The sequence below is a fragment of the Ferruginibacter yonginensis genome (assembly GCF_042651465.1).
GTDB classification, from domain to species: domain Bacteria; phylum Bacteroidota; class Bacteroidia; order Chitinophagales; family Chitinophagaceae; genus Ferruginibacter; species Ferruginibacter yonginensis.
In genome coordinates this window covers 1,433,020-1,452,341 of record NZ_JBHSCZ010000001.1, presented here as the reverse complement: position 1 = coordinate 1,452,341, position 19,322 = coordinate 1,433,020, and the positions used below count along the sequence as shown (strand labels likewise).

General features: G+C 34.9%; 18 protein-coding genes. 14 read left to right on the top strand and 4 right to left on the bottom strand.

Translation table 11 applies throughout. The annotated features are described in order from the left end of the window. Window positions 1–116 precede the first annotated feature (116 nt). A complete protein-coding gene (gene leuS / locus ACFOWM_RS06495) occupies window positions 117–2,876 on the top strand; it encodes a leucine--tRNA ligase (RefSeq protein WP_379708004.1) in 2,760 nt (919 codons plus the stop codon). Window positions 2,877–2,960: 84 nt separating this feature from the next. On the opposite strand, the gene ACFOWM_RS06490 is transcribed toward leuS, so the two are convergent. After that, window positions 2,961–4,430, bottom strand: a complete 1,470-nt coding sequence (locus ACFOWM_RS06490) for a glycine--tRNA ligase (protein WP_379708002.1) — start codon at window positions 4,428–4,430, stop codon at window positions 2,961–2,963. 67 nt (window positions 4,431–4,497) lie between these two features. Continuing rightward, complete coding sequence (locus tag ACFOWM_RS06485) at window positions 4,498–4,758, bottom strand: DUF1456 family protein (RefSeq protein ID WP_379708000.1); 261 nt, start codon at window positions 4,756–4,758, stop codon at window positions 4,498–4,500. A gap of 97 nt (window positions 4,759–4,855) precedes the next feature. Between ACFOWM_RS06485 and dtd the strand changes: the two genes are divergently transcribed. The 5 genes from dtd (at window position 4,856) to ACFOWM_RS06460 (ending at window position 8,094) form a co-directional block, all read left to right on the top strand. Then, window positions 4,856–5,308, top strand: coding sequence for a D-aminoacyl-tRNA deacylase (gene dtd, locus ACFOWM_RS06480; RefSeq protein ID WP_379707998.1), 453 nt, complete (start codon window positions 4,856–4,858; stop codon window positions 5,306–5,308). Continuing rightward, entirely contained in the window at window positions 5,309–5,647 is a 339-nt protein-coding gene (locus ACFOWM_RS06475) for a nucleotide pyrophosphohydrolase (RefSeq protein ID WP_379707996.1), read from the top strand. Between the two features lie 132 nt (window positions 5,648–5,779). After that, complete coding sequence (locus tag ACFOWM_RS06470; RefSeq protein ID WP_379707994.1) at window positions 5,780–7,084, top strand: alkaline phosphatase D family protein; 1,305 nt, start codon at window positions 5,780–5,782, stop codon at window positions 7,082–7,084. Window positions 7,085–7,098: 14 nt separating this feature from the next. After that, window positions 7,099–7,590, top strand: coding sequence for an OmpA family protein (locus ACFOWM_RS06465; RefSeq protein ID WP_379707992.1), 492 nt, complete (start codon window positions 7,099–7,101; stop codon window positions 7,588–7,590). Between the two features lie 24 nt (window positions 7,591–7,614). Continuing rightward, the gene (locus ACFOWM_RS06460; protein WP_379707990.1) at window positions 7,615–8,094 is read left to right on the top strand and encodes a YcxB family protein; all 480 of its coding nucleotides are present in this window, start codon (window positions 7,615–7,617) and stop codon (window positions 8,092–8,094) included. Window positions 8,095–8,097: 3 nt separating this feature from the next. Here ACFOWM_RS06460 and ACFOWM_RS06455 read toward each other — a convergent pair whose 3' ends face one another. After that, window positions 8,098–8,529 carry a GNAT family N-acetyltransferase gene (locus tag ACFOWM_RS06455; protein WP_379707988.1) on the bottom strand — a complete coding sequence of 144 codons (432 nt, stop codon included), beginning with the start codon at window positions 8,527–8,529 and terminating at the stop codon, window positions 8,098–8,100. A 314-nt stretch (window positions 8,530–8,843) separates the two neighbouring features. Between ACFOWM_RS06455 and ACFOWM_RS06450 the strand changes: the two genes are divergently transcribed. The 4 genes from ACFOWM_RS06450 to ACFOWM_RS06435 all read left to right on the top strand — a co-directional run bounded on the left by ACFOWM_RS06450 (window position 8,844) and on the right by ACFOWM_RS06435 (window position 12,345). Continuing rightward, the gene (locus ACFOWM_RS06450) at window positions 8,844–9,080 is read left to right on the top strand and encodes an acyl carrier protein (RefSeq protein ID WP_379707986.1); all 237 of its coding nucleotides are present in this window, start codon (window positions 8,844–8,846) and stop codon (window positions 9,078–9,080) included. A gap of 63 nt (window positions 9,081–9,143) precedes the next feature. Beyond that, window positions 9,144–10,397 (top strand): beta-ketoacyl-ACP synthase II, encoded by a 1,254-nt coding sequence (gene fabF, locus ACFOWM_RS06445; RefSeq protein ID WP_379707984.1) that lies wholly within the window; start codon window positions 9,144–9,146, stop codon window positions 10,395–10,397. Between the two features lie 233 nt (window positions 10,398–10,630). After that, complete coding sequence (gene rnc / locus ACFOWM_RS06440; RefSeq protein WP_379707982.1) at window positions 10,631–11,272, top strand: ribonuclease III; 642 nt, start codon at window positions 10,631–10,633, stop codon at window positions 11,270–11,272. Between the two features lie 35 nt (window positions 11,273–11,307). Beyond that, on the top strand, window positions 11,308–12,345 hold the full coding sequence (locus tag ACFOWM_RS06435) for an NAD(P)H-dependent glycerol-3-phosphate dehydrogenase (RefSeq protein ID WP_379707980.1): 1,038 nt from the start codon (window positions 11,308–11,310) through the stop codon (window positions 12,343–12,345). A gap of 5 nt (window positions 12,346–12,350) precedes the next feature. Here ACFOWM_RS06435 and hemW read toward each other — a convergent pair whose 3' ends face one another. After that, window positions 12,351–13,478: a radical SAM family heme chaperone HemW gene (gene hemW, locus ACFOWM_RS06430; RefSeq protein WP_379707978.1), complete on the bottom strand. Its 1,128-nt coding sequence runs from the start codon at window positions 13,476–13,478 to the stop codon at window positions 12,351–12,353. A gap of 48 nt (window positions 13,479–13,526) precedes the next feature. Here hemW and ACFOWM_RS06425 point away from each other — a divergent pair, with 48 nt between their 5' ends. The 4 genes from ACFOWM_RS06425 (at window position 13,527) to ACFOWM_RS06410 (ending at window position 19,263) form a co-directional block, all read left to right on the top strand. Continuing rightward, complete coding sequence (locus ACFOWM_RS06425) at window positions 13,527–15,335, top strand: ShlB/FhaC/HecB family hemolysin secretion/activation protein (RefSeq protein WP_379707976.1); 1,809 nt, start codon at window positions 13,527–13,529, stop codon at window positions 15,333–15,335. Between the two features lie 44 nt (window positions 15,336–15,379). After that, the gene (locus tag ACFOWM_RS06420) at window positions 15,380–16,258 is read left to right on the top strand and encodes a DUF4271 domain-containing protein (protein ID WP_379707974.1); all 879 of its coding nucleotides are present in this window, start codon (window positions 15,380–15,382) and stop codon (window positions 16,256–16,258) included. Window positions 16,259–16,284: 26 nt separating this feature from the next. Further along, window positions 16,285–17,082 carry a uroporphyrinogen-III synthase gene (locus tag ACFOWM_RS06415; protein WP_379707972.1) on the top strand — a complete coding sequence of 266 codons (798 nt, stop codon included), beginning with the start codon at window positions 16,285–16,287 and terminating at the stop codon, window positions 17,080–17,082. 111 nt (window positions 17,083–17,193) lie between these two features. Continuing rightward, on the top strand, window positions 17,194–19,263 hold the full coding sequence (locus tag ACFOWM_RS06410) for a thioredoxin domain-containing protein (protein ID WP_379707970.1): 2,070 nt from the start codon (window positions 17,194–17,196) through the stop codon (window positions 19,261–19,263). Window positions 19,264–19,322: the final 59 nt, after the last annotated feature.

Here is a 19,322-nt window from a genome sequence, read left to right as displayed (position 1 = left end):
CTGCAATCCCTCACGCAGGCCCAGCATGGTAACTTTTGGCAACAAATAGTGAGTTTATGTGGCATTGCAATATCAATTATCGTTTCATTTAAAGGTTACAAAATTTACAAAGTAGTATGGAGTACGATTTCAGGAGTATTGAGCAAAAATGGCAATTGCATTGGAAAGCAACCGATGCATACAAAGTAAGCAACACATCAAACAAACCATCATTTTATGTGCTTGATATGTTTCCCTACCCAAGTGGTGCAGGTTTACACGTGGGGCATCCGTTAGGTTATATTGCCAGCGATATTTATAGCAGGTACAAAAGGCATAAAGGTTTTAATGTATTGCATCCCATGGGGTTTGATAGTTTTGGATTACCTGCGGAGCAATATGCACTTGAAACGGGGCAACATCCTGCTGTAACAACCGAAAAAAATATTGCTACGTTTAAAGCACAACTCGATAAAATTGGTTTTTGTTACGATTGGAGCCGTGAGGTACGAACCAGCGATGCTAGTTACTACAAGTTTACCCAGCAACTATTTTTAAAATTATACAATAGCTATTTCTGTAATACCCAACAAAAAGCAAGGCCCATTAGTGAGCTTATTGAAAAGTACGCTACCAAAGGCAGTAAGCATTTTACTGCAGCACAATGGTTACAGTTTACACCACAACAGCAAGCTGATGTGTTGATGGAACGTCGTTTGGCTTTTTCAAAATTTGGGGAAGTAAATTGGTGTGAGGCATTGGGTACCGTATTGGCGAACGATGAAGTGGTAAATGGTGTGAGTGAACGTGGCGGCCACCCAGTAGAAAAAAAGAAAATGCGCCAATGGTATTTACGTATTACGGCATACGCTGATCGTTTATTGCAAGGCCTCGAAACGGTAAATTTTAGCGATGCCATGAAAGAAATGCAACGCAACTGGATTGGCAAAAGTGAAGGTGCCGAAATACAATTTGGCATTGCCGAACATAACGAAAAAATAACTGTTTATACTACTAGACCTGATACTATTTTTGGGGTAGATTTTTTAGTATTGGCACCAGAGCATGCATTGGTGGCTAGCATTACAACTGCTGCACAAAGCAATGCAGTGAATGAGTACCTTACTTATGTAAAAAGCAGGAGTGATAGAGAGCGTATGGCAGAGGTAAAACAAATTACAGGTTGCTTTACCGGAGCCTATGCAAAAAATCCTTTTAATGGGCAATTAATACCTATTTGGATTGCTGAATATGTATTGGCTGGCTATGGTACAGGGGCTATTATGGCGGTGCCTTGTGGCGATCAACGTGACTTTGGTTTTGCCAAACATTTTAACATACCTATTACCAATATCATTGGTGAACATTATACTGGCGAAGCCGCTAACCCTACCAAAGAAGCAGTGTTGCAATTATCAGACTTTTTAACAGGTATGGTGATGAAAGAAGCTATTGGTGCAGCTATTGATGCTTTAGAGAAAATTGGTGTAGGCAAGCGTAAGGTAAATTATCGTATGAGAGATGCTGGCTTTAGTCGCCAACGTTATTGGGGTGAGCCATTTCCTATTATTTGGAATGAGGGCATTGCCGAAGCTTTGCCTGAAACTGCTTTGCCTTTAACGTTGCCACATGTTGATACTTATGGTCCAGGCCCAGAAGGTGAAGGACCACTAGCTAATATTACCGATTGGGTACAAACGCCACAAGGCAAAAGAGAAACATCTACTATGCCGGGTTATGCTGGTTCATCATGGTATTTTTTACGCTATATGGATCCACATAATACCGAAAGCTTTTGCGATAGGGCAGCCAGCGATTATTGGGGACAAGTTGATGTGTACATTGGCGGAACGGAACATGCAGTAGGGCATTTGCTTTATAGCCGTATGTGGACAAAAGTATTGTACGACCTTGGTTTTATTGGTTTTGATGAGCCCTTTAAAAAGTTGGTTAACCAAGGCATGATACAAGGGAGTAGTAGGTTTGTTTACAGAGTTGCAGGAACACAACAGTTTGTAACAGCTTCTAAAAAAGAGCAATACGAAACCAATGCATTACATGTTGATGTAAACATTGTTGATGGTATGGTGCTAGATGTAGATGCTTTTAAACAATGGAAAAATGGAGAGTATGCCAATGCCACTTTTATTTTAGAAGATAATGGTACATATGTATGTGGCAATGAAGTTGAAAAAATGTCAAAATCAAAATACAACACCGTTAACCCTGATGTGTTGGTTGATAAATACGGTGCTGATACGTTTCGTATGTACGAAATGTTTTTAGGTCCGGTAGAGCAAAGCAAACCATGGGATACAAAAGGTATTGAAGGCGTACATCGTTTCTTAAAAAAATTATGGCGCTTGTTTTATACTGATGCAAACCCAGCTACCAAAGAGCCAGGTAAAGCCGTTTTTGTTGATGAAACGCCTACTCAACCAGAGTATAAAATATTGCATAAAACCATTAAAAAAATTGAACAAGATACCGAGCAGTTTTCTTACAACACAGCGGTGAGTGCTTTTATGGTTTGTGTAAATGATTTAACGGATGCTAAGTGCCATAAAAAAGAAATTTTGGAGCAGGTATTAATTTTATTATCACCTTATGCACCGCATATTGCTGAAGAGTTGTGGCACCAATTGGGTAATACTGAAAGTATATTAGAAGCACCTTACCCAATACTCAACGAAAGTTATTTGGTAGAAGCTACAAAAGAATACCCTGTATCAATTAATGGTAAAATGCGTAGCAGTATTGTATTGCCAACAGAAGTTACGGAGTCTGAAGCACAAGTAGCTGTAATGGGTACAGAGGCTATAACCAAATGGTTTGATGGCAAACCTGTAAAGAAATTTATTTTCGTGAAAGGTAGAATGATAAATGTAGTGGTGTAAAATCAGTTTAAAGACCTATAAGGTTTTCAAAACCTTATAGGTCTAACCACAATAAAGCCCTTGAAATTTCAAGGGCTTTATTTTTTATTTTATCAATTTTTCAACCAACACTTTTACATCGCTTAAAGCAATGCGTTCTTGGCGCATATCATCTCTGTATCTTATTGTAACTGTATTGTCTTCTTTTGTTTGATGATCAATAGTTACGCAAAACGGTGTGCCAATCGCATCCATACGGCGGTAACGTTTACCAATGGCATCCTTTTCTTCATAAAAGCAATGGAAACTTTCTTTGCAATCATCTAACAACGATTTGGCAATTTCTGGTAATCCATCTTTTTTAAGCAATGGCAAAATGGCCAATTTAGTTGGGGCAATTTTAGCCGGTATTTTTAATACCACTCTGCCATCTTCAGTACCATCTTCTTTGGTCCATTTTTCGTTTTGGTAAGCCAAACTCAATACAGTTAAAAATAATCTATCTAAACCAACAGAAGTTTCCACAACAAACGGTGTATAGTTGCCGTACGGTTTACCTTCTTCATTTAAATCATTATCAAAATATTGAATCTTCTTTTTGCTATATGTAGCATGTTGTGTTAAATCAAAATCAGTTCTACTATGTATACCTTCTAATTCTTTCCAACCAAATGGAAATTCAAATTCAATATCCAACGCCATATCAGCATAATGTGCTAGTTTAACATGGTCGTGAAAACGTAATTTTTCAGCAGGTATACCAATACTTTCGTGCCATGCTTTACGGGTGGTTTTCCAGTAATCATACCATTGTTTTTGTGTGCCAGGGCGAACAAAAAATTGCATTTCCATTTGTTCAAATTCCCTCATTCTAAAAATGAATTGACGGGCCACAATTTCATTTCTAAATGCTTTACCGGTTTGTGCAATACCAAAAGGTATTTTCATACGACCAGTTTTTTGCACATTTAAAAAGTTTACAAAAATACCTTGTGCCGTTTCGGGGCGTAGGTATACAATATTATCATCAGGATTGTCAGAAGCTACTGCTCCAAACTCCGTTTTAAACATGAGGTTAAATTGGCGAATGGCTGTCCAGTTACTGGTTTTACTAATAGCACATCTTATATTATTAGCTTCTATTAATTCTTTAAGTCCGCTGTAATCATCAGCAGCTAGTAAAGTATCCATTTGAGCTAATACTTCTTTTGCTAATGTTTCATTTCCTGCAGCTATTTGCTCATCAGCAAAACCTTCAATTAAATGATCTACACGGTATCTTTTATTACTGTCTTTATTGTCAATCATGGGATCGCTAAAATTATCAACATGCCCACTAGCTTTCCAAACAGTTGGGTGCATAAAAATAGCAGCATCAATACCCACAATGTTATCATGCATTTGGGTCATGCTTTTCCACCAAGTATCCCTTAAGTTTTTTTTGAGTTGGGCGCCCATTTGGCCATAATCGTACACAGCACTTAAGCCATCATACAATTCGCTACTTTGAAAAATGTAGCCATATTCTTTACAGTGAGAAATGATCTCGGAAAAATTATTTATTTCATTTGCCATAGCTGCAAATATAAAGCAAGCATGGCTTTTTTAAGAAGATGTAGCTTTTCAAACAAAAAATACCTTTTTATTTTGCAGCATCATCATCCTGCAAAGCTCTTTTTGAAGGAGGCATAGGACCACGTTTGTAAATGATTAATCCATTTAAAAAGTTACGCAGCACTTGGTCTTGTGCCACCACATAACCCGGATGGTCAGGGTTTCTAAAAAAATCACCCAATGCGCCTTTGCTAATCTCAAAATCAACGAGTTTTAAAATTTCAATAATATCTTCATTGCGAAGTGATAATGCTACCCTTAATTTCTTTAAAATATCGTTGTTATCCATTTTGTTGTTGCAAATTTTAATAAAGGTATCATTTTAATACAATCCAATAACTTCCATTTAATTTTACCAACATTATAAACCAATTAGTTATTCAATTTTGAAAATAGTTATTCAACGTGTAACGCAAGCGAGTGTTACTATTGCAGGGCAAATACATGCTGCTATAAAAACGGGGTTACTTGTTTTGGTAGGGGTAGAGGATGCTGATACTGATGACGATGTGCAATGGCTTTCACAAAAATTAGTACAGCTTCGTATTTTTAATGATGAGGCTGCTATACCTAATTTAAGTGTGAAAGATGTTGGTGGCGATGTCATCATTGTAAGTCAATTTACCTTACATGCTGCTACTAAAAAAGGGAACAGACCGTCATATATAAAAGCTGCAAAGCCACCATTGGCTGCAACATTATACGAGGCTTTTGTAGCAGCAGTAACGCAACAATTAGGTAAGCCGGTTGGTACAGGTGTATTTGGTGCCGATATGCAATTAGCATTGGTAAACGATGGCCCTTTAACCATCATCATCGATTCAAAAAATAAAATATAAATGGAGCAATCATTAACATTAGCCGCAGCACAACAACAAGTAGATGAGTGGATAAAAACAGTAGGCGTTCGTTATTTCAACGAATTGACTAACCTTGGTATTTTAATGGAAGAAGTAGGGGAGTTATCACGAATTATGGTAAGAAAATATGGTGAACAATCATTTAAAAAAAGTGATGAGCAACACCAAATAGCCGATGAAATGGCTGATGTACTTTGGGTACTTATTTGCTTGGCCAACCAAACAGGTGTAAACCTTACGGAAGCTTTGCAAAAAAACTTTGATAAAAAAACAATAAGAGATGCTGATAGGCACCTTAACAATCCCAAACTACAATGAAAAGTAAGTTGATAATTTATTAATACCACTACCTTATACTAACTACTACTTTTACTAAAATTTTAAAAAATGTTTTCTGTAAAAAAACACTTTGTTGTCCTTTTTATTACCTTATTCATTAGCCAGTTAATAGTGGCACAACAAAACCCGTTAGTAAGTGGCCCATGGGCAGGTAATGTACAAATGCGTACAGCGGTTATTTGGGCTGAAGTCGCACCTTCTGTTAAAATGGTGGCCGTTGAATTTGTTGAAAAAAACAATCCGATTAATAAAAAAATAGTGGCGTATAAGGGCGCTTTAGGGTTAGACTTTAACCCAGTAAAAATTTATTTAAACGGCTTAAAATTTAACACTACCTACACCTACACAATTATTATAGATGGTAAAAAAATAAACGTACCCTTTGCAACTCAGTTTACAACACAAGATTTGTGGCAATGGCGTAAACCAGCACCAGATTTTAGTTTTTTAGCAGGTAGTTGCGCCTACTTTAATGAACCGATATACGATAGGCCAGGCAAGCCTTATGGCGATACTGATGGTATTTTTTACACAATGGCCAACACAGCAGCAGCCTTTCATGTTTGGATGGGCGATAATTGGTATACAAGGGAAGTTGATTACAATGATGCTTGGGGGTTGAACTATAGGGCTTCGCATGACAGGGCACAAAAAGCCTTACAGCCTTTTATGGCCAGCATGCCACAATATGCTATTTGGGATGATCATGATTACGGACCTAACGACGCAGGCAAAAGTTATATTTTAAAAAATGAAAGTAGAAATGTTTTTAAAAATTATATGCTCAACCCTAGTTATGGTGAAGATGAAAAAGGTATTTACACCAAAATTAGCTACAGCGATGTTGATATATTTTTAACCGATGACCGTTTCTTTAGAAGTGAAGATGAAATGCCTGATAGTGTGAACGGACAACCATCGCCACAAAAACATTTTTTTGGTGCTGCCCAAATGGAATGGTTGCAAAACCAATTAAGTTTTAGCAATGCCACTTTTAAAATAATTGTAGTAGGTAGTCAAGTTTTAAATCCGTTAGATAAAGCAGAAAGTATGCAACGTTATCCTTACGAATACCAACAATTACTTCAATTTATTACCAATCAAAAAATTAATGGGGTACTATTTTTTACGGGTGATAGGCACCATAGTGAAGTTGTAAAAATGGAAAGGCCACAACAATATCCTTTATACGATGTTACTATATCGCCTTATACATCGGGGGTTTCAAAAGTTACGGGTGTAGAGAAAAATAGTCCGTATAGGGTTGCTAATACATTGGTAGAAGCACAAAATTTTGGTAAGATTAGCGTAAGTGGTGCTAAAAATAAGCGTACCCTAAAGGTTGATTTTGTTGGCGTAAAGGGTGCAGTTTTAGGAACATGGAGCGTAAACGAAAGTGAATTAAAAGCGAACTAAATAATTAATACTGTATGAAATATTTTTTAATATTTATTTGCATAAATGTTAGTTTAATTACTAACGCACAACAGTATCAATTAGAAGGTAATAAAGTGGTTATAAGTATGCCCGTAACTTTTATTGGTAATACCAGTGTTTTAACAGACGATGGCAAAGCTGCTGTATTAATCATTAAACAATATTTAAACGATAAAAAATACATCAGTTTACTGCGTATTGAAAGTAATGTGGTACCAAATAAACCTAGTATTAATGCACAATCATTATCGGCTCAACGGGCTTTGGCAGTATATGAAACTTTAGTAAACGCTGGGGTTTCATGTAAACGTTTAATACCAGTTGCATTTGGTGATACTAAACCCTTAGTGGCTATTACAACACCTAATAATAACGACAAAAACACTTATATACAATTTGTAAATGTAAGTATCAATAATAGGGTAATTGGCGGTTTACCTATTGATGGTGGTGGCGTTATTGTACCTATTACTTGTACAGATTGATGGCTTATTAATTATATTTGCAGCATGACATCAGCACCATTTACTTATCAAAAATCTAAAGTAATACAAGCATTGCGTTACCACTTTATTAGTAGGCCCGAAATTAAAGTGATGATGTTAGTAGTGAACGGTTTTGCAATACTTTCTGCCGTTTTATTTTATTTTAAGGTTGTGAGCCCTTTGGCATTTTTAATAAGCTCCATATTATGGATTGTGTTAATGATATTATTTTGGTTTTTATTGCCTCAAGTAATTTATAAGCAAACACAAACATTTAAAGATTCGTTTAGTGCGGTGTTGGGGCCACAGCAATTTGCAATTGAAAATGCCCGAGGCCACAAAGGTTGGGATTGGGCTACCTTTAGCACATGGATGGAAAGTCCACACTTCTTTCATTTATATTTTAACCCAAGGTCATTTTTTATTATTCCAAAAGATGCTTTTGTGGGTGATGAAGAACATGAAGCCCGAAAAATTTTCGCCGCAAAAATTGTAAAATCGTAAATGTTATAACAGCATTTTCTCCATAATATGGTGCGGTAAGTTTACTTCTATAAATTGAGTGCCTTTAATATTGTAGCCAAATTTTTCGTAGAAACCAATGGCTGCATCTCTTGCATGCATGGTAATGGTTTTAAAGCCCTTATCTTTTGCAATATTTTCTGCAAAGTGAATTATTTGTGCACCAATACCTTTACCGTGAAGCTTATCTGGTACGGCCATTTGGCGTAACCTCACGGTACTTTCATCTATTTTGGTTAAAATACAACATCCCAATATATCATCATCTTCTTTACAAACAATTAGAATATCATCTTTTTCGGCCATCAATTCATCGTGGTTAAATGTTAAACCCAAGGGGCGACGCAATACCATATCTCTTAACTGTACCATTTGCAGGTATTCATTACTACCGTGATCAATTTGTTTTAACGCCATATCAAGTTTTTTAGGTATTTGTTTTATCAAATTACGAAAAAACATTGTTGAATAATAAAATTTTACATACGAGCTTGCTATTTTTTTTGAATAAAAACAAATAAAAAAAATTGCTTTACCCCAAAATTATTTTTTATAAAGTGTTGTGTTTATTGCGTTTGGGGTATATTTTCCATATAAATTGTGCTATTTATCTATAAATTTTATTTGTTGCACAAAGAATGTTTAAAAACATATTGTAACAAATTTTTTAAAATGATTGTTTTTTTATCAAAAAGTATATTTTTGCACCGTATTAACTAAATATTACAAACATGTCAGACATCGCTACAAGAGTCAAAAAAATTATCGTTGATAAACTAGGTGTTGATGAAGCAGAAGTTACTACCGAAGCTTCTTTCACCAATGATTTAGGTGCAGATAGCCTAGATACTGTAGAGCTTATCATGGAATTTGAAAAAGAGTTCAACATTTCTATACCTGATGAGCAGGCTGAAACAATCACAACTGTTGGTCAAGCTGTTTCTTATTTAGAAGAAAACGCAAAGTAATTACTGGTTCGAATGCTTTTTTATAAAGCATTCGAACATTTTTAACTTTCACTCGTACAATTTATGGCTTTAAAAAGAGTAGTAGTAACTGGCCTTGGTGCACTTACTTCCATCGGAAAAACTGTTGATGAATATTGGCAAGGTTTAACAGATGGTGTGAGTGGCTGTGCTATGATTACACAATTTGATGCATCAAAATTCAAAACTCGTTTTGCATGTGAGGTAAAGGATTTTGACGCTGCTACTTATTTAGACCGTAAAGAAGCCCGTAAAATGGATCGCTTTACACAGTTTGCTATGATTGCAGCTGATGAAGCAGTGAAAGATGCTGGTATTACGCCAGAAAATGCAAATCCCGATAGAGTAGGCGTTATTTTCGCTAGCGGTATTGGTGGTTTAATTACTTTTCAAGAAGAAGTAGTAAACTTTGCAAATGGTGACGGAACGCCTCGTTTCAATCCATTTTTTATACCTAAAATGATTTTAGATATTGCCGCTGGTCAAATATCTATGAAACATGGTTTTAGGGGACCAAACTATGCTGTTGTAAGTGCATGTGCTTCATCAACCAACGCTATTATTGATGCTTTTGATACCATTCGTTTGGGCAAGGCCGATGTTGTAGTTACAGGTGGTAGCGAAGCGGTTGTAAGTGCAGCTGGGGTAGGTGGTTTTAATGCCATGAAAGCGCTCAGCGAAAGAAACGATTCACCAGAAACGGCAAGTCGCCCATTCGATAAAGATCGTGATGGGTTTGTTATGGGAGAAGGTGCTGGTGTTTTAGTTATTGAAAGCCTTGAGCATGCACTAGCTCGTGGTGCAAAAATATACTGTGAAATTGCCGGTGGTGGTGCTACTGCTGATGCACACCATATTACAGCTCCACACCCAGAAGGGTTAGGTGCCAAAAATGTTATGAATGCCGCATTGCAAGATGCAGGTATGCAACCAACAGAAATCGATTACATTAACGTACATGGTACGTCAACACCGTTAGGTGATATTGCTGAAACCAAAGCTATTTTAAGCGTTTTTGGTGATCATGCTTATAATCTTAATATTAGTTCTACAAAAAGTATGACCGGCCACTGTTTAGGTGCTGCAGGCGCATTAGAAACCTTGGCTTGTATATTAGCGGTTACTAAAGATATTGTTCCGCCTACCATTAATCACTTTACTGATGATCCGGAGCTAGATCCTAAATTAAACTTTACTTTCAATAAAGCACAACACAAAGTGGTGAATGCTGCATTGAGTAATACTTTTGGGTTTGGTGGTCACAACGCAAGTGTGATTATTAAAAAGTACAAAGCTTAAATTCTATTTTAATTTATTTTACTAGTTATTGCTAATAATAGCCTAGCATTGCTATGGGTGTTTGTATATTTTTCAATATTTTTTTGATGTTGAAAATCAAAGATTAAGCAAATGTTTCCATTCAAATTCTTTAATTTTAGCAAAAAAAGTATATCAAAAAAACATTACTATACATACAAGGCATTTTTATAGATGAGCCCCAAAAAAAGGATTTTAAAAAACAACTACAAAACGTGTTGGGTTTTAAACCGGGTGATGTACAGTTGTATAAAACAGCCTTGAGCCACCGTTCTGTACGTGAAGGGGCCGATGAAAATAATGAACGTTTAGAGTTTTTGGGTGATGCGGTACTGAGTGCTATTATTGCTCATTTTCTTTTTATGAAATACCCATATAAAGATGAAGGGTTTTTAACTGAGATGAGAAGTAAAATGGTAAATCGTCAGAAGTTAAATGAAATAGCGGTGCGTATGGGGCTTAAAAAAATTACCATCTACAATAAGTTAGACACTGCTTTAAAGAAATCACAAATATTCGGCAATACCTTGGAGGCACTGATAGGTGCAGTGTACTTAGATAAAGGCTATAAAAAAACACAACAGTGGGTTGAGCAATACATCATTTCTAATCATATGTTTACAGATGAATTGGAAAGTATTGAAATTAACATCAAAAATAAATTATACGGCTGGGCTAATAAAAATGGTAAATCTTTAACCTTTGTTATTGTGAATGAATCAATGGAAGGCGGCAGACGTTTGTTTACCATTGGTGCTACTATTGATGGTGAAGTTATTGCACAAGCTAAAGGCTTTAATAAGAAAGATGCTAGCCAGTTAGCGGCATTTAAAGCCGTTGAAAATTTAGGACTGTAAATAAAGTAACAGTTTATATTATTAAAAATTACATCATGAAATTTGGCATATTAGGGAGTGGAAGTTGGGGTACTGCTATTGCAAAAATTTTAACTGATAATGGTAATAGTATTTGTTGGTGGAATAGAAGTGCAGAGGCTATTGAATCTTTTAAAATATCGCATCACAATCCGCAATACCTTGCTAGTGCCCGTTTCGATATTAATAAACTACAACTCACCACCAATGCACAAGAAGTAGTTGACCAGTCAGATGTTATTGTAATTGCTATACCATCTGCTTTTACAATTAATGCGTTATCGCAGTTACAAAAAAATAGTTTTGAGGGTAAAAAAATTGTATCGGCTGTTAAAGGTATTTTACCAGATGAAAATGAATTGTTGAATGATTATTTGGCAAAACATTTTAATGTAAGTATCGAAAATTATTTTGCATTGTTAGGGCCTTGTCATGCTGAAGAAGTTGCTTCTGAAAAACTATCGTACCTCACTTTTACTGGTGTTGATGCTGATATGAATAAAAACATTGCACAACATTTTAAAACACCTTACCTCAACACAGTTTTAAATAAAGATATTTATGGGGTGCAGTATGCAGCAGTACTAAAAAATATTTATGCAGTTGGAGCAGGTATAGTGCATGGGCTTGATTATGGTGATAATTTTTTAAGCGTACTTATTGCAAACAGTGCCGATGAAATGGCTGGGTTTTTACGAAAAGCTGGTATTATAAATGCAGAAGTAGGTTATATGGACCATACCAGTAATGGCATTGAAAATTTACATGCTAATTATGCTGCCTCTGTTTACTTAGGTGATTTGTTGGTAACCTGTTACTCCTTATTTAGCCGTAACAGAACCTTTGGAAACATGGTAGGTAAAGGGTATTCAGTAAAAAATGCACAACTTGAAATGAGTATGGTTGCTGAAGGGTACAATGCAGCAAAATGTATGTACATTATTAACCAAAAAGTAAAAGCAGATATGCCTATTGCAAGCACAGTGTATGATATTTTATGGAATGGCGTACATGCAAAAGCTGGGTTTAAAAAAATTGAATCATTGTTGATTTAACGGCTTTATACAAATAAATTACTAGCAATACCGTCTACCAAAAACTTGCCTTTGGCAGTTACCACTACACAATCATCATTTATTACAAGTAACTCGTTTGTGGTATATTTTTCAATATTTTTTGATAGAAGCGAAAGGTAGTCGCCCCCAAATTTTTCTTTTATAATAGTGGTATTGATTCCCTCTATGGTACGTAATGCTGTCATAACATACTCATTAAATTGTTGGTCTTTGGTAAGTATTTCTTCTTCAAAGGCAACTATATTATTTTCTATAGATTTTATATAAATGCTATTATTTGCTACGTTCCAACGTCTTATATTTTCACCATTAAAACTATGGGCTGATGGGCCAAAGCCCCAATAAGGCTTGCCTTGCCAATAGCTACTATTGTGTTTACTGCGGTGGCCTGGTAAACAAAAGTTACTGATTTCATATTGCTCGTAGCCTGCATTTTTCATTAATTGTAACAATAACTCAAATTGTGCAGCTTGTTTATCTGCATCTACATTACTCATTTTTTGTTTGGCAATTTGTTGATTGAGTAAAGTACCCGGTTCAACTGTTAAGGCATAACATGATATATGTGGTATTTTTTCAGCGGCAATAATGTTGAAATTGCGAATCAAATCTTCATCAGTTTGTAAGGGTGAACCGTAAATTAAATCAACCGAAAATTGTTGAAAACCTGCTCGTTTTATCGCCGCAATACTTTCAATAGATTGTGTGGCATTGTGGGCCCTATTCATCCACTTCAATTCGTTCTCATTAAATGATTGTAAACCTACTGATAATCTATTGATGCCCAAATGTAGCCATGTTTGTAAAGAGGCGTCATTAATATCATCGGGGTTGGCTTCAAGGGTTATTTCTGCATCAGCTGCTACATCAAATTGTTGGTATACAGCTGTAATTATTTGTGATAACTCATCTGCCAATAATAAACTAGGTGTACCGCCACCAATATAAACGGTGGCAATTTTTTTTGAAGGAATAAAGTTTAACCTTGATGTAATTTCTTGCACAATAGCAGCCACCATTGCTTTTTTATGTTGCAGCGATACTGAAAAATGGAAATTGCAATAATTGCAGGCTTGTCTACAAAATGGAATATGAATATAAATACCAGACAAATAATTATAGCTTTACTTTTACAAAAAATTGAACCATAGCGCATGCACATGGCTTTAAAAAAAATAGGGCAACATACATTTTTAATAATGCTGGCTTGTGTACTACATTTATGTGTAAAAGCACAAACGCAAATAGCGGTTCCTAATAATGTAACCCTTACTGTGCAATACAAAGATACAATCAATACACCGCTGCCCGTCATTAAAACAAGTTTTGTTACAAAACAACAAGCATACGAATACATCAATAACTTGCCACAACTGTTAGCCAACAAAGGTTTTTTAGTGGCTTCTGTTGATAGTATTTGGGAAATAAATGCTACTATTTTTATACAGCTATACGTAGGTACGCAATACAATTGGGTACAGTTAAGAACATACGGGTTTGATAAAAATATATTGAGCAAAGCTGGTTATACTGATAAGGTTTTTAATAACAAGCCAATGAACATAGCAGAAGTGAATCGGCTTAAAGAGCAATTATTATCTATATATGAAAATGATGGTTACCCATTTGCTTCGGTGTATTTAGATAGTGTAAGTATTAATAACAATCAAATTACTGCTGTATTAATGGGCAATAAAGGCAATATTTATAAAATTGATAGTATTAAAAACTACGGAAAACTAAAACTCAATGCCAAATTTTTACAGCGTTACCTCAATATTATAAATGGGAGTATTTATAGTCGAGAAAAATTAAAAGAGGTTGATAAACGCATGTTGGAGTTGCCATATGCCCAAACACAACAACCATCAACCCTCAATATGTTGGGTAGTGGCGCTATTTTAAATTTATATGTTGACAATAAAAAGAGCAGCGAAGCAAGTGCTATTTTCGGATTTTTGCCAGATGCAAATAATACGGGTAAACTACAGATTACGGGTGATGTAAATCTTGATTTAAAAAATGTTTTTGGTGCAGGCGAAGGCTTGTTATTCAAATACCAAGCCCTGCAGCCCAAATCGCCAAGGTTAAATGTAGGGTACGATAAACCTTTTTTTCTAAAATCTGCATTTGGACTGAGTACCTTATTTGAATTATTTAAAAAAGATAGTAGTTTTTTGCAAGTAAACGCTCAAGTAGGTGTACAGCTAAACCTCGGTAAAAATCAGGTTGGTAAAGTGTTTGCTCAGTTTCAAAATACAAATTTATTGCTAGGTGGTATTGATACAAATATGATTAAACAAACCAAAACCTTACCTACTAATATTGATGTAAAAGCTACTAACGCTGGTATTACCTACGAGTTTAACAATACAAATTATAGGTACAATCCATTAAGTGGGTTTGATGTTGGTATTACCGCCTTAACTGGTTTAAAAAGCATCCAAAAAAACAACGATATTATTTCTCTAAAAAGTAACAGTTTTAACTATGCTTCGTTGTACGATTCTATTCAATTAAAAACGTATCAATTAAGGGTAAAACTTTTTGCTAGTAAGTATTTTCAGCTTTCAAAAGCTAGTACTTTTAAAGCTAGTTTACATGGAGGATTGTATAGCAGCCCAACCATTTTTAGAAACGAAATTTTTCAAATTGGTGGGTATAAATTATTAAGAGGGTTTGATGAAGAAAGTATATATGCTACCCAATATGCAGTGTTAACAGCAGAATACCGTTCATTATTGGGCTTAAATTCTTACTTTTTTGGATTTGTAGATTATGGAAGCACTAAAGCAACCTACCAAAATGTAAAACTGAGTAATAATTTTGTAAGTACTGGTCTTGGCATTGCTTACGAAACAAAAGCAGGTTTGTTAAACTTAAGTTTGGCATTGGGCAAGCGTAATGATATTCCTTTTAATATTAGGCAAGCTGCTAAAATTCATTTTGGTTATGTTAACTATTTTTAAATAACATTGAATGGCAACTACTTATTTTTGCAAAAATTAATTTAGTGAAACGCTTACTTGCTTTTGGGGTATTTTGGTTACTGTTTCTTTTTAAGTTGCAAGCCCAAACAGCTGTTGATACTACGTTGTTAAGTAAACCTACTATTGATACTGTCGTTAATAAACAAGCGCCCCAAAAGCAACCGATGGTTCGTTTATTAGATAGTAACTTCTTATTAAACGCTAAGCAAACGCCACAAGCTTTTGTAACGAAAGTTAAAAATAGGCAAAGCAATGAGCCTTTTTTTTACATTATAAGTTTATTGTTTTTGTTAGTTGGTTTAATGCGAACTTTTTTTTCAAGGTATTTCAATACTTTATTTCGGGTATTTTTTAATTCATCATTACGGCAAAACCAATTAACCGATCAGTTAGAGCAAGCCAAAATACCGTCACTAATTTTTAACCTCAATTTTGTTATAGTTACGGGCATTTATATTTATTTATATGTTCATAATAAAATTCTTGGTGATACAACGCATAACGCATTGTTATGCTTTTATTGCATTGCCGCAGTAGGCATATGTTATTTTGTAAAATTTTTGGTTCTTAAACTATCAGGTTGGCTTACAGGTTACCAATCTGCAGCTAATACCTATATATTTATTGTATTTCTTATTAATAAAGTAATTGGTATTTTTTTATTGCCCATTATACTTTTTATGGCATTTAGTGTTCAAAAAATAGTTGCAATTGTTATTTTTATATCAATATTGTTGCTAAGCCTAGTTGTAATACTTAGGTATTTGCGTTCATACAGTATGTTGCAGCATAAGTTTAAAGTAGCTGGTTTTCACTTCCTTTTGTATATCATTTCAGTAGAAATATTGCCGATTATGCTAATTTATAAAACTGTAATGATGTTTATAAGTAATAATTCGTAATTTTGCATCCTCATAGGAAAATCGGTATGGTAAAAAACGCAGAGAAGGCTGTAGTTTCTTCGGCCAAAAAGGTTAAAAAAATATTGATTGCCCAGGCACAGCCAGAAAGTGCTAAGTCGCCTTATTCAGAAATAATTGCTAAGTACGATGTAGCAGTTGATTATTTTCCATTCGTAATTATTGAGGGGGTGCCTGCAAAGGAGTTCCGTAAACAAAAAATTGATATTGCTGCATATTCTGCTGTAATATTCACTAGCAGAAACACTATTGATCATTTCTTTCGCATATGCGATGAAATGAAAGTTACTGTATCGCAAGAAACTAAATATTTCTGCATCACAGAAGCAGTAGCACTATACCTTCAAAAATTTATTTTATACCGTAAGCGTAAAGTATTTTATGGTGCAGATGGTACCAACAAAAGTTTGTTCGATGTTATTAATAAACACAAAGAACATGAAAAGTTTTTGTACCCATGTTCAGAATCGTTTGATAGTGAAGTAACCAATTGGTTAAAAAATCACCAATGCGAATTTGCTACACCGGTTTTATATAAAGTAGTTAGCAACGACATAAAATCTGTAATAGCTAAAAATTATGATGTTATATGCTTGTTTACGCCAGGTGGTGTTAAAAGTTTATTAGAAAACATACCTGATTTTAAACAAAACGGTACCAAATTAGGCGGTTTCGGTTTAAATACATTTAAGGCTGCTGAAGATGCTGGGCTATCTTTAGACATTAAAGCACCAACACCACAATCTCCAGGTATGGTAAGCGCATTAGACAAATTTTTACAAAGCCTTTCTACAAAAAAGAAATAATTTATTTACATATTTAAAATGATGGTTGTGAAGTATATGCTTTACAACCATTTTTTTTTGCTTTAAACTGCTACTTAATTAATATCTTTCTTAAAATCAACTACAACCAACATGGGTTTAAAAAATGAATTAATACACGAAACTAGTCCGTATTTGTTACAGCATGCACATAATCCTGTGCATTGGCAACCTTGGGGCGAAAAAGCTTTGCAATTAGCCAAAACATTACAAAAGCCCATATTAGTAAGTATTGGTTACTCAGCTTGTCATTGGTGCCATGTTATGGAAAAAGAAAGTTTTGAAAACGAAGCTACTGCTGCCATTATGAATGAGCATTTCATCAATATAAAAATTGATAGAGAAGAACGACCAGATATTGATCATATTTATATGGATGCTGTTCAAGCCATGACGGGTAGTGGTGGTTGGCCCCTCAATGTTTTTTTAACGCCAGATGCTAAACCTTTTTTTGGAGGCACTTATTTTCCTCCTGTAAAAGCTTACAACCGCCCCTCATTTACTGACGTGCTATTACATATTCATCACTCATGGCTCAACGAAAATGATGTTATTATACAGCAAGCCCATACACTAACCAATCACCTCAAAAAATCCAACAATTTTATTGATTTAAAAAATAAGATTGTGGTAGATGTTGATAAACCTGCGTTTTCAAAACAAGATTGTATAAACATCATTCAAAATATTTTAAGCAAAGCCGATACAGTGGAAGGAGGGTTTGGTAAAGCGCCAAAATTTCCTCAAACTTTTTCAATAAACTGTTTGTTACAAGGGGCTTATTTTTTTTATGATGATAAAGCACTGCAACAAGCTACACTTTCTTTAAAAAAGATGTTGTATGGTGGTATTTATGATCAACTAGCAGGTGGACTTTGTAGGTACAGTACAGATGATGTTTGGTTAGCACCTCATTTTGAAAAAATGTTGTACGATAATGCACTTTTCATTGTGAGCTTAGGCAATGCATATGCGTTTACTAAAGATGATGATTTTAAAATAGGTATTGAAAAAACCATCGCCTTTTTATTAAATGAAATGAAACACCCTGAAGGTGGCTTTTTTGCTGCGCTTGATGCTGATAGCGAAGGCGTAGAAGGCAAGTTTTATGTTTGGGATGAACAATCGTTTAAAAACACCGTAGGTGAGCATGCTGAATTTGTGGCTGCTTATTTTGATGTTACAAAAGAGGGTAATTGGGAGCATCATAATATTTTGAGGGTACAACAACCATTATCAATAGTAGCCCAACAATTTGACCTTGATTTTAGCACCGCAACTACTATAATAAATCAAGCAAAAGCAACGCTGTTACAAGAACGCTCAAAAAGGGTTAGGCCTGGCACCGACGATAAAATTTTATTAGGTTGGAATGCATTACTAGTTACTGCTTTTTGTAAGGCATATGCAGTATTACAAAATGATATGTATAAACATGAAGCGGTAACATTAATGGCATTTATAGAGCAAAAATTTATGGAAAAAGAGGGAACTTTTTTACATACGTATAAAAATGGCGTTGCAAAATATCCTGCTTTTTTAGATGATTATGCCTATTTAATTGAGGCTTGTATTGCTTTGCAAGAAATTACAAGCGATCAATCTTATTTATTTAAAGCCCAGCAATATGCTACATTCGTAATTAAAAATTTTAGTGATACGGATAGCCCCTATTTTTTCTTTACTGATGAGCAACAAACAGATGTAATTGTGCGGAAAATAGAATTGTATGATGGCGCAACACCATCTGCAAATGCAGTTATGGCAAAAAATTTATACTACCTATCTGTAGTTTTTGATAGGCAAGAGTGGCGTAAAAAGAGTGTAGAAATGATAGAATCCCTCAAAACTATCATTTCCACACATTCAAATTCCTTCGGTGTTTGGGCTGCAAATGCAATTAATATTGCCGCAGGTATAAATGAAATATCGGTTATCGGTACCAATATGATGCCATTACTTAAAAATGTGCTGCCTGAGTATATTCCAAATTGTATTATTCAATCAACTTTAACAAATTCAGATATGCCTTTATTTAAAAATCGCTTTGTTTTTTCAAAAACTTTCATATATTTATGCCGTTATTTCATCTGTGAGAAACCTTTTAGCAATACTTCGGAATTGTTTAACGAGGGTAGGTTGCGTGCTTTTAACAACATTTAGCCACAATAAATAATTAAAAGGCTCGTTATTATTAAGCAAAACGTGTTTGTTTTTTTATA

What these genes read in the sequence shown, in the direction of transcription:
- leuS (WP_379708004.1), top strand. Translation starts at nt 117, where the DNA reads ATGGAGTACGATTTCAGGAGTATTGAGCAAAAATGGCAATTGCATTGG.
- ACFOWM_RS06490 (WP_379708002.1), bottom strand. Translation starts at nt 4,430, where the DNA reads ATGGCAAATGAAATAAATAATTTTTCCGAGATCATTTCTCACTGTAAA.
- ACFOWM_RS06485 (WP_379708000.1), bottom strand. Translation starts at nt 4,758, where the DNA reads ATGGATAACAACGATATTTTAAAGAAATTAAGGGTAGCATTATCACTT.
- ACFOWM_RS06475 (WP_379707996.1), top strand. Translation starts at nt 5,309, where the DNA reads ATGGAGCAATCATTAACATTAGCCGCAGCACAACAACAAGTAGATGAG.
- ACFOWM_RS06465 (WP_379707992.1), top strand. Translation starts at nt 7,099, where the DNA reads ATGAAATATTTTTTAATATTTATTTGCATAAATGTTAGTTTAATTACT.
- ACFOWM_RS06460 (WP_379707990.1), top strand. Translation starts at nt 7,615, where the DNA reads ATGACATCAGCACCATTTACTTATCAAAAATCTAAAGTAATACAAGCA.
- ACFOWM_RS06455 (WP_379707988.1), bottom strand. Translation starts at nt 8,529, where the DNA reads ATGGCGTTAAAACAAATTGATCACGGTAGTAATGAATACCTGCAAATG.
- ACFOWM_RS06450 (WP_379707986.1), top strand. Translation starts at nt 8,844, where the DNA reads ATGTCAGACATCGCTACAAGAGTCAAAAAAATTATCGTTGATAAACTA.
- fabF (WP_379707984.1), top strand. Translation starts at nt 9,144, where the DNA reads ATGGCTTTAAAAAGAGTAGTAGTAACTGGCCTTGGTGCACTTACTTCC.
- ACFOWM_RS06435 (WP_379707980.1), top strand. Translation starts at nt 11,308, where the DNA reads ATGAAATTTGGCATATTAGGGAGTGGAAGTTGGGGTACTGCTATTGCA.
- ACFOWM_RS06425 (WP_379707976.1), top strand. Translation starts at nt 13,527, where the DNA reads ATGGCTTTAAAAAAAATAGGGCAACATACATTTTTAATAATGCTGGCT.
- ACFOWM_RS06415 (WP_379707972.1), top strand. Translation starts at nt 16,285, where the DNA reads ATGGTAAAAAACGCAGAGAAGGCTGTAGTTTCTTCGGCCAAAAAGGTT.
- ACFOWM_RS06410 (WP_379707970.1), top strand. Translation starts at nt 17,194, where the DNA reads ATGGGTTTAAAAAATGAATTAATACACGAAACTAGTCCGTATTTGTTA.